The following is a 12,637-nucleotide window of genomic DNA, read 5'->3' as shown; positions in this document are numbered from 1 at the left end:
GCCCGCCGTGAACGAGAACCCGCGCCGCACTCCGCCGCAAGACGACCCAACGCCGGCCCTGGAACGATTCCTGACCTACCGCCTGCACGTGCTCAACAAGATCACCGACCGGGAGACGAATCGCGCCTACCTGTCGGACTGCGGCATTCCCTTGGGCGAGGCGCGTTGCCTGGCCGCCATTGGCCGATACGCGCCGCTATCGGTGAACGATCTGGCGCGCGCGGCCAACCTGAACAAAGGCCAGGCCAGCCGTTCGGCGCAAGCGCTGGTGGATCGCGGGCTGGTGGAAAAAGCGCTGTCCGCGTCAGATGGGCGCGGCGTGGTGCTGACGCCCACCCAAGCCGGCATGGCGCACTATCAGCGCATCATCGCGCTGATTGCGCGCCGCAATGAAGAGATCTTCGGCTGCCTGGACGCCGCCGAACAAACCGCGCTGGGCGGGATGCTCGACCGCCTGATCGAGCATCTGCAAGACCGCGAAGATCGCGCAGGCGACGACGACAGCTAGGCGTCCGCCTTCGGCGCCGTCGCCCCCAACTGCGAGGCGGCCTCGTCCATGAACTGCGCCATGCGCACGTCCAGCTCCGTGACGCCACCCGCGTCATGCGTGGTCAAGGTCACATCCACCCGGTTGTAGACGTTGGTCCATTCCGGGTGGTGATTCAGTTTCTCCGCAAACATGGCCACGCGGGCCATGAACCCGAACGCAGCGTTGAAATTCGGGAAGCGAAACCGCTTCTCGATCGCGTCGCGCGTGGCGTCTGCCTGCCAACCGGTCAGCGCGGCCACGGCGATATCAGTGCCGATACGGGCGGGGGGAAACATGCTCATGGCTAGACCTTATTGTTTGACCGCATACAAATAGATTTCAACGCGCCGGTTCAGCGCACGGCCTTCGGCGGTCGCATTGTCGCCGATCGGGTCATTGGGCCCGCGTCCTTCAACCGCCATGCGGCCCGACGCCACGCCCTGCTTGGCCAGATAGTCCGTCACGCTTTTCGCGCGGTTGACGGACAGCGTCTGGTTATGCGCCAAGGCGCCCGTGCTGTCGGTGTGGCCGACGACCTTGGTGCGCAGTTCGGGATGCTGATTAAGCGACCGCGCCACGCTGTCCAGCACCGGCAGCAAGGCCGGCTTGAGTTGCGTCTTGTCCGTGTCAAACGACACGCCGCTGGGAATGTTGACCTTCAGGCTGCCATCGGGCATTTCCACCACGTCGATCCCCAACGACGACGCGCCCGACTGCTGCACGTCGTCCTTGACGACCTTCCAGTTGTAGCCGACCAGGCCACCCGCCACCGCACCGATACCGGCGCCAATGGCCGCGCCCTTGCCGTGCCCGATCAGCGCGCCGATGCCCGCGCCCACCGCGGCCCCCGCCCCCGTGCCCACGGCGGTGTTGGTTTGCTGTTGCGTGGCGCACCCCGCCAGCAACGCACCCGCCGCCGCCACCACGGCGACCCGGTTGAGTATTGTTCTTGAATTCATGGCAACCTCCACTATCCCTTCGGTGTGCCGGATCATTCCGGCGTAGACCATGCTAGCAAGGGGACGCAAGGCGACCAGCAACATTTTGTGTTGGCAAACCGGGGATTGCTGCGGTGCAGGCCCGCGTTCAGGCCTGAGTTCAAGACCGCGTTCAGGCCTGAGTTCAAGCCCGCTATCAGGCCGGCATTCAGCCTACGTGAAAGCGCGCCAGCCAGGGCAATGCCGCGTCCAGCGTGGGGGATTCCAATTCGGGCGGCGGCGCGCCGTCGGGCAGCGTCAGCCCCACCCGGTTGTGCCAATAGGTGCGCATGCCGACTTTGCTCGTTCCGAACAGGTCGTAGCCAGAACCCGCCACAAACGCCGCATTTTCGGGACGCACCCCCAGGCGTGACAAGGCCAGTTCGTAAGGGCGGGGATCGGGTTTGTAGAACCCCGCGGCTTCCGACGTGACAACCACATCCCAATCCACCCCCAATAAGCTGGCGGCACGCCGGCCCAGGCGGTCGGAACAGTTGGTAACCACGCCCAGCCGGCAATGCGGCCGCAGCGCCGTCAACAATTCGCGCGCGCCCTCCCAGACGGGCAGTTCGTCCCAGTGCGCTTCCAGCGCAGCCGGCGCGCTTGCCGGCAGGCCGACGGTGGCGGCGGCCTCCTGCACCAGTTGCTCATAAGGCTGATACGCGCCGCAGCCATAGGTGCGGCGCAGATACTCCGCGCGCCAGGTCCGGCCAGCGGTCTCGGAGCCGGCCGCCCGGTTCCATACCGTCCAGGAATCCAGCAAGGCGGTCAGCAGATCGAACAACACCGCTTCGGGGTAGGTGGACGAGGACTCAGGGGAAGGGGAAGAAGACATGCGGCGCTCCGTGGATGGCAGTGCGGCCACTATAAAGAGCCGCGCGCCCGCTGTGGTTCAGCGGGCGTTTACCCATCGTTAAGCCAGAACTTAATGAAGCGCGACGCGAGCGCTACCGTTCAGCCCCGCCTGCCAAACAGCATCGACAAGCCGAACAGCGCGCCCAGCCCCCCCACGATCGCCAGCGAGATCGAGGGCTCACGCAAGTTCAGCGCCAGTGCGGCCGAGCCCACGCCCAAGGCGGTGATCACCGCGCCCACCAGGCGGCCGCCGGTCGAACCGTAGAAGTGCGTGCGGTGCGCAGCATCCGTGCCAGCCGGCTGCCGCTTCTGCCAGGCCGCCAGCGCCTGCTCGAAGTCGCGCAGCAAGCGCTCGCGGCTGGGCAGGTCGACTGGGCTGACCAACAGCGTCGGCAGCCCCGGCCGGATCAGCTTCAGATAATCGTCCGTGCCCCAGCTTTTCAAATCGGCGAACGCGATAGGCGAACGGCGCGAGAATTCCAGGCCGTCGGGCGTGACCTTCACTGCATTGCGGGTAGGAAAACCTCTGAAGGCCACCAACGGCGGCACCAGTAAGCCCAGCACCGCCAGCACGATCGCCAAGGCGATTGGGCCACGGTTGAACACAACCAGCATGAAGCTGCCAGCGGCCAACGCGAACGCCAGCGGCACTGACAGCTGATGCCAGCGCGTGTAGACGGCCGCCTGGATACCTTCATGGCTATTCATGCTTTAAGCCTTGTCACATTGCTATTCATGCTTGAAGCCTTCTCAATTAGTCGCTTTCACGACATTCGTGCCCGCGCCGCCCACCGGCAGCGACCGAATATCCGGCATGCGTTCCGGGTCAGGCCAAAACTCGATCTTGATGAGCGCTTCCGTGAAGATGTCGTCATCCACCAGCACTTCGGTGCGCAACACCGCGTAGCCATTATGAATCTGAAATTGGACCGAATCGTCCCAAGGCTTGCTGGTGAATTCAACGGATTGGCTGCGGTCCTTGCGTATCCAGCGCCAGATATCCGCCCACCCTGGCCGAGCGCTCAAGTTATCAACGTACTTGTCCACGCGGTCGGCCCAGGTTTCAGGGTCTGGCCGGCCCGCCACCATTTGCGCTTGCGACGCGCCGCGCGGCTGCAAGTCCGGGTCTTGCGCACGCATCGACCCTTTGCTGGCCACCACCACGCTGATGCCCGGGCCGATCAGTTTCAGGTTATAGGCGTAGTCGCTGTTCTGGGTATAGCCGGGCATCACCACCTCTAGCACCACCCGGTCGCGGCCGAACAGTTCGCCGCCCGTGAACCCATACCATTGCAGCATCACGCGCACGCCGAACACGGCCCGGTTGAAATCTTCCAGCTCGTCTTCGCGGGTCGCATACAGCTCGCGGCCTTCCACGCCTTCGTATTCCGATGACCGCATGCAGCAGCGCGTATACCAGACCTCCAGCTCGTTGTCGGTCGCGCTGTCGCCCCAGAATTTGAAATACAGGCCGGCCGCCAACAAGCACAGGCCCAGTGCGATCCAGCCCCACACCGGAATACCCAGCAGCACCGATCCGCCGCTGGTCAGCCCGACCATCGCCCCGCCGAACCCGCCCGCGCCCGCCACGACGCCTGCCGTGCTGAACGCCCCGCCCACAGCGATCACCGCCGTCGCTACGCCCGTCAGGCCTGACATCAGCAGAAACGCCGACGACGTCGCATACGCGCCGCCCGCTTCGTAGTTGTGGACGTCGTACTGGTCGATGGCGCTGAGCGCATTGTTCGTGCTGTCCACCAGGGTTGCCGCCGTTGCAAACACGGCGCCTGCCGTTCGGAACGTCGCCAAGCGCATGTTCAATTGCAAGTTCATCGTGAATGCCGTGTTGGTGCCCACGCGCGCACCGATCGCCCCCGCGGTGACTTCGATCGCCACGCTGCCCACCCCCAGCATGCCGGAGGTGATGCCGAACCACGCCTTGCGTTCTTTCTTGCCATCCGCAACCACTTGCGCCGCTCGCAAATCCGACACCGACGAATAAATCGCCACCAGCGCCATCACGCCCGTCGCCCCGGCGTTGGCGCCATCTCGCGACTTGGCCCATTTAAGTAGCCCGGCCATCGGCGACATCGTGGGTGCAGGCAGCGCCAGCACCGTCGGTGGCGCTGGCAGCCCCAGCGGAGGCCTCGTCCCCGCGCCGGGCCGCGCCCCGGTCGGCGGTGGCGCGTTGAGCTGCGCGTCGACCTCTTGCGGAATGATGTAGTTCATCGTGACCGGCCGCGATGCCTCGGACTGCGTGCCGATCCACCCGGCCTGCATGTGCTGCGTCGCGTTCATGCCACCGCCCGCAATCACCGCCATCGCCCTGGGGTTCGGTTCCCAGATGATCTGGTGCATATCCGCGATCAGCCTGGGAACCGTGGTCGTATGGGTTCGAACCACCATCACGGTATTCATGCGTGCGGCCATCGTGAACGTCACGCGCGCCGCGACCCGCTCCGCAATGGGGTCGCGCGCCAATTGCAGCCGCAATAGCTGGGTGGCGATAAACCGGCCAATCGCGGTCGTGGCGGCCCGCACCGGCGTGATCGGCGTCGGCAGGCCTTGCGCCCGCCGCTTGGTCAGCCAATCGTTGTAGCTCTTGACCATCTTGCGAACTTTCGAGATCTCTTTCGATAGCTTGCCCTTGGCCTCTTTCTGCAAGAAGGCCAGCAGCTCGCCATCGTTCGAGGCCATCCCGCGCCACATCGCCTCGTACATCCCGTCCGAATCGTCGTCCTTCAGCGAATCGTCGATCGCCTTGTGCTCGCACTCCACCGCCCCGGCGCCATCCACGCACAGCGCCATGTCATCTTCCAGGCGCACGCCCGCCGCGTCATCCTTGGGCGAATAGGTCTTCAGCGTCACCCAGAACGACTCGCGGCCATACCACCACGTCCAGTCCCGGGCGGCGCCATCGATCAGGGCCTTCATCCGGCTGATGGCTGCGGTGTTGTCGCTTAGCGTTTTATTGACCTTGCCAACATCGACACGCTCGCGCATCCGTTTGACTTCGTCACCGCCAGCGTCCATCTGCTTTTCCAGACCCTTGATGATCTGCGCCACTCCCACTTCGCGCAGACGGGTCGGCTCCATGTGATGGTCGGCCAGATCGCCCATGCGCTTGTTGCGCCACGTCGATACGTCCGCCAGCACGCCCACCGGATCACGCAGCGCCAGCACGATGCCGCCCTTGGGCGTCATCTGACGCATCTTCTCCGCCATTTCCGCGGCCTTTCCGCCGAACACGTTCGTGCCCGGCGTCAGCGTATTGGCAAACAAGGTGGCCGCCCCAGCCGCATCGCGAAATTCGATGGAATGCTTCGCCAGATTCGCGCCGTTTTCGGCCACGCGGTAGCCAGCCAGCGGATCGGGGTGGCCGCCCGCCCACACCGCCTTCGCATCCAGCTCCAGCATGACCTTCTTGCGCCACCTGTCGTCCCGCACCAGCGCCTGGCGTATATCGCGCGTCCACCACACGCGGGAATAGCCGACCCACACCGTGCGCGACGCATTGGCCGGCGCCTCCACATTGATCAAGGCAGATTCCAGGCCATGCCCCTCGCGCGTGCACGTGAACGTCGGCTGCTGGGACGGCCGGTCGTCGTCATCCACCGGCACTTCCTTCATCTGCCCCGTCGCGGTGGCGGCGAACGCGCGCCAGCCGTAGCTGCGGCGCGGGTCCCAGATATACACATAGCCCGCCGTGATGGCGCGCAGCATGTACGCGCCCTGGCGCATGGTCTCGTAGTAGAGCTCGGGGTCCGTGTAGACCCCATCGGGCAGATCATTCTTGCCGCCGGGAACATACGAAATCCGCATCGGCAGGATGGGCAGGCCCGGCCGGCCGCAGAACTTGCCCTTGCAGGGCAGCGCGTCGTAGTCAGTCGTCATGCTTGCAAGTCCTCCTGCGCTTGCGCTTCCTGCGCAAACCGCTCCCAATCTTCGTCTTCCATGTCTTGCGCGGCGTTGCGCAAATGGCCGCCCTCTTCACGCACTTCGCGCAGCAGGGCCGCAAACGATGGCGCCTGTTCCAGCGGCGCATCCAGGCGCACGCGCCAGGCGGCGAACAGCGCCACGTCGTCATCGTCATCCATGCCGCAAGCCGCCCCGGCATCCAGCCCACGCCGCACTGCGTCCAGCACCGACGGCCCCCAGCACAGCCCGTCTGCGTTCAGCCGTTGCAGCACGGCGTTGATACGGCCCAGGCGCGCCAATCGCGGCCACTCCGGCGTCACCGTCTGCATCGGGTCGGGCGTGTCCGGCAACACCTGCCAACGCGCGAATCCGTCCACAGACATCCAGGTCACGCCCGGTATCCACGACGCAGGCACCGTCCCGGCATACAGCTCGCTTTGATATTGAGTCGTGCGCGGGTCCCAGAACCGCAGGATGCGCACGCGGCCTTGCGCGTCGCGCAGCCGCGCGCGCAGGATCAGACGCTGCGCCACTTCCGCCAGCGGCAAGTCGGTGGCCAGCCATGCCGACATCGACCGCGGACGTTTGGCCGCAGGCGCGGCGCGCATGGCTTCGTCCACGGCCAAGCGGATGCTGGCGTTGATCAGGCGTTCATGACGGATCTCATCCGGCACCTCGGCCAGATACAACGGCGGCGCGGCCGCACCTTGGGAAATCAGATTGACCTCGCGCCGCGCGAGCCCCGCCGTGGCGATATCTTCCGCCAGCGGATCGGCCAGCGTCGAATCGCAAAGCAGCAGCACGCGGCGGTTGGCGCGGCCATCCAGCACCGCGCGCAAACCGGCGATGGCGCGTTCAACACGGTCTTCGGCGCGCGCCGTTGCTTGGTGAGGACTGCCCGGCATCCTGGTCATCGTCATGCCGCCAATGCGCCGCTGCCGGCCGCGTCTTCGAGCGCGGCGGCGCAGCCTTCCATATCGCCCTGCGGCGGCTGCGCGGGGCCGGTTCCGCTTTGCGGCCCCACCCAGCTATGCACGCCCGCCTTCAGTTCAACCTTGCCCGGCGCATGCAGCTGAATACCGCCGCCCTCGATGCGCATATAGGCGCCCGCCGCCGTGGCCAGTACTTTCTTTGACGCGTTGACATCCACCGCGCCCTGCGCCGACACCAAGGTCACCGCCTTCTCGGCCGCCAGGCGCATGCGGGCCTTCTGGCTCTGCAAGCGCAGCTTGCCGCCTGCGGCATGCAGACGAATGCCTTGCTCCTCCACCGCGCGGCCGCTGCCGCCCAGCCCCTTCGTGAACAGCACCACGCCCTGCGCCACGCACACCGCCAGGTTCGCACCCGCCGCCCAGTTCACATCCGGCGCAACCTGGCACAGCGTCGTGCCCGCCACCGTGTACGCGTTCTTCGGCGTGTATTGGCCAATGCCCTTGGGCGCGCTCACCTGGATGTGCGGCAGCGTGTAGGCGGGCACGGTGACGCCTTCTTCACCCTTCGTGCCTTCCATCACCTTGCGCACCGCGTCCAGCTCGTTCAGCGGCCGTGTCTTCTCGCTATCGCCCGGCAGCAGCGCTTCCTGCCGCACCACCGTGGCCGACAGCTCGTTTGCCTGCTCGATGGCTTTCTCCATCTGCTGGATGGCCTCTTCGCTATCCAGCAAACCACCCGCCGCGCCTTCGCGCTTATCCGCGCTGATCAGCAGGCCTTCGCCCGCCCGCAGCGCCAGCGCTTCGCTCGTCGCGAGCTCCGCGCCATGGCCCAGATCCGACAAGCGTTCGTTATCGCGCTGCTGCTTCAGATGGCCCAGGTTCAGCCGCGCCTCGGCTTGCGTGGTCGACGCCGTCAGCCGCGACTGCCCCGGCGTGTCGTCCTGCACCAGCTGGTTGTAGCCGCCCATGCCCTGCCCGCTTTCGGCGAGCGCCTGCGTCTTGAAGCCCGACATCACCACGTTGTGCGCATGACCGGCCTCGCTGCCCGCGAACCACGCGGGTGCGTTGCCGGTGGCCTTGGCCGCGCCGCCTTGCACCTGATTGTTCGCCGCGTTATCCGTGCCTGCGCCGTTGTACAGCGCACCCACCACCACCGGGCGGTCGATATCGCCATGCAGGAATTGCACCAGCACTTCCTGCCCCAGACGCGGCACGAAATGCCCGCCCCAGTCCGACCCGGCAACGGGTTCCGCCACGCGTACCCAGGTGCCTAAGGCTTCGCTGGCGGGCGCATTGTCGGCCCCTGCCGGATGGTCTTGGCGATTGCTGGAGGCGCTGCCGCGCTGCCAATGAAACTGGATCTTGATGCGGTGGTCGCGGTCGGTATAGACCGGGTCACCCGCCCCCACCACCAACGCGGTCTGCGAGCCATGCACCGTGGGCCGCGGATGCAGCCGCGCGCCATGACCATCCACCGTGCTGGGCCGGTATTCCAGCGTGGCGGCAATGGCCTCGAACCGATTGCGATAGAAATCCGCATCGCCGTCCTGCGGCTCGCCCGCTGCGCCCAACGCCTGCGTCACCGCCGCGCCCAGGCTTTCATCGAAATTGTTGCGGGCGTCGTGGTGCATGCGCAGCACCACAAAATCGGCCCCCTCGCCTTGCGACGGCCCCCAATGGCCCGTCAACGTAAAGCGGTGGCCGGGCGCCAGCGTGCGAACCGTGCCTTCGCCTTCGTACAGCGACTGCCGCACGCGTTGCGCGGCCAGCGCGTTATGCGCTAGACGCTCGCCTTGGCCGCCATCTTCGAACAGGTACTGGCCGGGGTAATCAGAATCGGCCAGCTCCATGGCATTCGGCAATTTGTCATCCACCTGCGCGCTGACCTTGCGTGCCTGCATCGCGCGGTAGTCCCACGTGGCCAGGCGCACGGCGTTGGTACGCCACGTGCGGCTTTGGCGCCAGGTCTGGATGGTGTCTTCGGTTTCAGTGGCGTCCGCGCGCTGGAACTTCACGCTTTCTTGCGGGCCGGCTTCAAACGCGCCGTTGTGGTCAGCGATAACGACGGTATGGGTGCCCGGTTCGCCTTCGCCGGCTTCGTGTTCCACCCAATAAAACAGCCCCTCTTCCGCCAGCAATCGTTCCACAAAGGCGTAGTCGGTTTCGCGGTACTGGATGGTCAGGCTGCGCTTGGCATACGCGTCACGGTCTTTCACTTCCCAACGCCACTGCGGCGCCACCGCGCCCTGGCCGTTGTAGTCGCCAAATACGCTGTCAACGATGTCGATCACCGACAAGTCCTGGAACGCATAGCTGTCACGCCGCTGCCTCAGCAACGCCAGCCACGGTTCAATGCGCAAGCGGTAGCGCGCAAAGCCGCCGTTGGCGCCATCAAAGCGGGCTTCCGATACCAGGCCGCACCAAACGCGGCGCTCATCCCGGCCCAAGGCCGTCTGCAACGTCACCTGCACCGGCTGGCCGATCAACGACTTCAGCGGAATGTGCGCGTCATCAGACAGCGCATCCACCTGCAAGGCAAAGCCGCCATCGCTCAGTTGCTCGGTGCCTTGAAGCCGTTCCGCCAGCAGCTTGTCCTGGCCCAACGGCGTGCTCAGATCAAGCAGGCGATCCGCTTGGGTGAAGCCTGCGCCCAACAGGCTGGCGGCGGCGAGTTCAAGAGCCATGTCGGCGTCTCCTGCGTCAGCTCATGCGAAAACGGAAGTCGCCGTTCTTGCCCGCGCCCACGCGGATCTTGGCGATGGCTTCACCCTGCGCCATGCGGCTCAGCACCTGCTCGGCGATTTCGGGCAACAGCGTTCCGTTCAAAATGTGGTCGACGTTGCGCGCACCGGTATCCACTTCGGTGCAACGCGCCAGCACGGCTTCGACCAGCGCATCGTCCCACTCGAACGTGGCGCGGTGCGTGGCTTGCACCCGGCGCGCGATGCGGCCGAGCTTCAGCCCGATGATGTGCGCCAGCGCATCATCATCCACCGGGAAATAGGGAATGGTTTTCATGCGGCCCAGGAACGCAGGCTTGAACGCCTTGTACAGCTGCGGCGTCAACAGTTCCGACAACTGATCGGGCGACGGCCGCTCACTGGCGGGCTTGTTCAAGCAGGCTTGCATGATGGTGCTGGAACCCACGTTCGACGTCAGGATGATCAGCGTGTTGCGGAAATCAATTTCCCGGCCCTCGGCGTCATCCATGACGCCCTTGTCGAACACCTGAAAGAACAGCTCCAGCACATCGGGGTGGGCCTTTTCAATTTCATCCAGCAGCACCACGCTATAGGGCTGACGCCGCACGGCTTCGGTCAGCACGCCGCCTTCGCCGTAGCCCACATAGCCTGGCGGCGAACCCTTCAGGCCCGAGATGCTGTGGGCCTCTTGATACTCGCTCATGTTGATCGTGACCAGCTTGCGCTCGCCGCCGTACAGAATGTCGGCCAGGGCCAACGCGGTCTCGGTCTTGCCCACGCCTGACGGCCCCACGAACAGGAACACGCCCTTCGGCTTGTCCGGGTCTTCCAGACCGGCGCGCGCCGTGCGCACCCGCTGCGCAATGGCATGCAACGCGTGGTCCTGGCCAATCACGCGTTCCGCCAGCATCGGCTGCAATTGCAGCACGGTACGGATTTCGTCATTGACCATGCGGCCCAGCGGAATGCCCGTCCACGCGGAAATGATCTCGGCCACGATCTGCGCGTCGACGCAGGCCGGCACCAGCGGCTGTTCGCCTTGCAGCGCGCGCAACTCATCCATCAAACCGGCCAGGCGTTGTTGTTCCGGCGATAACGCCGGTGCGGCGGACTTGCGCTTCGAAGCAGGTGCAGCCGACGGTGCAGCACCTTCGGCCAAGGCCGTGTCCAGCCCCTGCGCATCCTGCCCCTGCGCTTCCAGCTCGGCGCGCAACGCGTGGATGCGTTCCACCAAGCCCGTCTCCGCCGCGTGGCGCGCCTCGGCATCAGCCAGCGTCTGCTCAACCGCCGCAATCTCCTGATCCAGTTCGGCCAGACGCGCATGCGGCGCACCGGTCGCGGCTTCGCGGCGCAGCGCCGCCTGTTCCGTGCGCAAACGCGTCAGGCGATGGCGCGCATCATCAATCAGTGCCGGCGTGGCGCTGCGGCCCAACGCCACGCGCGCGCAGGCCGTGTCCAGCACGCTGACCGCCTTGTCGGGCAACTGCCTGCCGGTGATGTAGCGGTGCGACAAGCGTGCCGCCGCGCTGATTGCTTCGTCCAGAATGCGCACGCCAAAATGGCGCTCCATCAACGGCGCCATGCCGCGCAGCATGGATGCAGCCAGCGTTTCGTCGGGCTCTTCCACCTTCACGACCTGGAAGCGGCGAGCCAGCGCCGCGTCCTTCTCGAAGTATTTTTTGTATTCGCTCCACGTAGTGGCGGCAATGGTGCGCAGCTCGCCGCGCGCCAATGCGGGCTTGAGCAGGTTGGCGGCGTCGTTCTGTCCCGCCTGCCCGCCCGCGCCAATCATGGTGTGCGCTTCATCGATGAACAGGATGATGGGCGACGGGCTTTTCTTGACCTCGTCGATCACGTTCTTCAAGCGATTTTCGAATTCGCCTTTGACGCTGGCGCCCGCCTGCAGCAAGCCCATGTCCAGCACCCGCAAGGTCACATCCGCCAGGGCGGGCGGCACGTCTGCGACCACGATGCGCAGCGCCAGGCCTTCCACCACCGCCGTCTTGCCCACGCCCGCCTCGCCGGTCAGGATGGGGTTGTTTTGGCGCCGCCGCGTCAGAATGTCGATCATCTGGCGGATTTCGGCATCGCGCCCAATCACCGGGTCAATCTTGCCTTCGCGCGCGCGCTCGGTCAGGTTGGTGGTGTATTGGTCCAGCGCGGGGGATTGCGATAGCCCCGGCGCTGGCTGCCCGGCCTCGCATTGTGATGCGGCGCTATCGGCAAAGCCCACCGCCTGGCCCGCCTCTTCCGAGCCTTCGGTCAGCGCGGCGAAGTCATGCTTCAGTTCGTCCAGCCGGAACGACTCGAACAAGGGTGAACCCCGGCGCGCCAGCTGGGCCAGATCGGGTTCGGTCAGCAGCGCCAACAGCAAATGCCCGGAACGGATGCGCGTCGTCTGCGTGTCCAGCGACGCGATCAGCCACGCGTGTTCAAACAGCTTGGGCAGGTGCGCCGAAAACACCGGCGTGCGCGTATTGCCATGCTTGAAGCGGCTGATTTCCGCCTTCAGGTCGGCCTCCAGCGCGTCGGTATGAATGTGGCAACGCCGCGCGATGATGCTGACATCGCTGGCCGGCTTCTCCAGCAGCGCCAGAAACAGATGCTCCAGATCCACCTCGTAGTGGCCTTGCGCCATGCACAGGCTGGCGGCGCGCTCGGCGGCCTGGCGGCAGGTCTGGTTCAACTTCCCGATCAACGTCTTCAGCGGTGTGGCCATGAGTG

The 12,637-nt window shown here is 65.6% G+C and carries 9 protein-coding genes; 1 reads left to right on the top strand and 8 read right to left on the bottom strand.

What is annotated here, in order from left to right; translation table 11 throughout:
• The first annotated feature begins 7 nt into the window (after window positions 1–7).
• Entirely contained in the window at window positions 8–508 is a 501-nt protein-coding gene (locus HV765_RS20140; protein WP_175170866.1) for a MarR family winged helix-turn-helix transcriptional regulator, read from the top strand.
• Here HV765_RS20140 and HV765_RS20135 read toward each other — a convergent pair.
• The 8 genes from HV765_RS20135 to tssH form a co-directional block, all read right to left on the bottom strand.
• Window positions 505–831, bottom strand: coding sequence for a 4a-hydroxytetrahydrobiopterin dehydratase (locus HV765_RS20135; protein WP_175170752.1), 327 nt, complete (start codon window positions 829–831; stop codon window positions 505–507). The two genes, HV765_RS20140 and HV765_RS20135, sit on opposite strands and share 4 nt — an antisense overlap.
• 9 nt (window positions 832–840) lie before the next feature.
• Entirely contained in the window at window positions 841–1,488 is a 648-nt protein-coding gene (locus tag HV765_RS20130; protein ID WP_054420545.1) for a YiaD family glycine zipper/OmpA-like lipoprotein, read from the bottom strand.
• 187 nt (window positions 1,489–1,675) lie between these two features.
• Window positions 1,676–2,341, bottom strand: coding sequence for an HAD family hydrolase (locus HV765_RS20125; protein WP_175170751.1), 666 nt, complete (start codon window positions 2,339–2,341; stop codon window positions 1,676–1,678).
• Between the two features lie 119 nt (window positions 2,342–2,460).
• Complete coding sequence (locus HV765_RS20120; RefSeq protein ID WP_175170750.1) at window positions 2,461–3,069, bottom strand: hypothetical protein; 609 nt, start codon at window positions 3,067–3,069, stop codon at window positions 2,461–2,463.
• 42 nt (window positions 3,070–3,111) lie between these two features.
• Entirely contained in the window at window positions 3,112–6,255 is a 3,144-nt protein-coding gene (locus HV765_RS20115) for a T6SS effector BTH_I2691 family protein (RefSeq protein WP_175170749.1), read from the bottom strand.
• The gene (locus HV765_RS20110; protein ID WP_254600653.1) at window positions 6,252–7,199 is read right to left on the bottom strand and encodes a DUF4123 domain-containing protein; all 948 of its coding nucleotides are present in this window, start codon (window positions 7,197–7,199) and stop codon (window positions 6,252–6,254) included. Before HV765_RS20110 ends, HV765_RS20115 begins: the two co-directional genes overlap by 4 nt.
• A complete protein-coding gene (locus HV765_RS20105) occupies window positions 7,196–9,895 on the bottom strand; it encodes a type VI secretion system Vgr family protein (protein ID WP_175170748.1) in 2,700 nt (899 codons plus the stop codon). The genes HV765_RS20110 and HV765_RS20105 overlap by 4 nt, the downstream gene beginning before the upstream one ends.
• Before the next feature lie 16 nt (window positions 9,896–9,911).
• The gene (tssH, locus tag HV765_RS20100) at window positions 9,912–12,632 is read right to left on the bottom strand and encodes a type VI secretion system ATPase TssH (protein WP_175170747.1); all 2,721 of its coding nucleotides are present in this window, start codon (window positions 12,630–12,632) and stop codon (window positions 9,912–9,914) included.
• Window positions 12,633–12,637 lie beyond the last annotated feature (5 nt).

The organism is Achromobacter kerstersii (assembly GCF_902859595.1).
GTDB lineage: Bacteria > Pseudomonadota > Gammaproteobacteria > Burkholderiales > Burkholderiaceae_B > Achromobacter > Achromobacter kerstersii.
This window is presented reverse-complemented; position numbering and strand designations above follow the sequence as displayed.

What these genes read in the sequence shown, in the direction of transcription:
- HV765_RS20115 (WP_175170749.1), bottom strand. Translation starts at nt 6,255, where the DNA reads ATGACGACTGACTACGACGCGCTGCCCTGCAAGGGCAAGTTCTGCGGC.
- HV765_RS20110 (WP_254600653.1), bottom strand. Translation starts at nt 7,199, where the DNA reads ATGACGATGACCAGGATGCCGGGCAGTCCTCACCAAGCAACGGCGCGC.
- HV765_RS20135 (WP_175170752.1), bottom strand. Translation starts at nt 831, where the DNA reads ATGAGCATGTTTCCCCCCGCCCGTATCGGCACTGATATCGCCGTGGCC.
- tssH (WP_175170747.1), bottom strand. Translation starts at nt 12,632, where the DNA reads ATGGCCACACCGCTGAAGACGTTGATCGGGAAGTTGAACCAGACCTGC.
- HV765_RS20130 (WP_054420545.1), bottom strand. Translation starts at nt 1,488, where the DNA reads ATGAATTCAAGAACAATACTCAACCGGGTCGCCGTGGTGGCGGCGGCG.
- HV765_RS20105 (WP_175170748.1), bottom strand. Translation starts at nt 9,895, where the DNA reads ATGGCTCTTGAACTCGCCGCCGCCAGCCTGTTGGGCGCAGGCTTCACC.
- HV765_RS20120 (WP_175170750.1), bottom strand. Translation starts at nt 3,069, where the DNA reads ATGAATAGCCATGAAGGTATCCAGGCGGCCGTCTACACGCGCTGGCAT.
- HV765_RS20125 (WP_175170751.1), bottom strand. Translation starts at nt 2,341, where the DNA reads ATGTCTTCTTCCCCTTCCCCTGAGTCCTCGTCCACCTACCCCGAAGCG.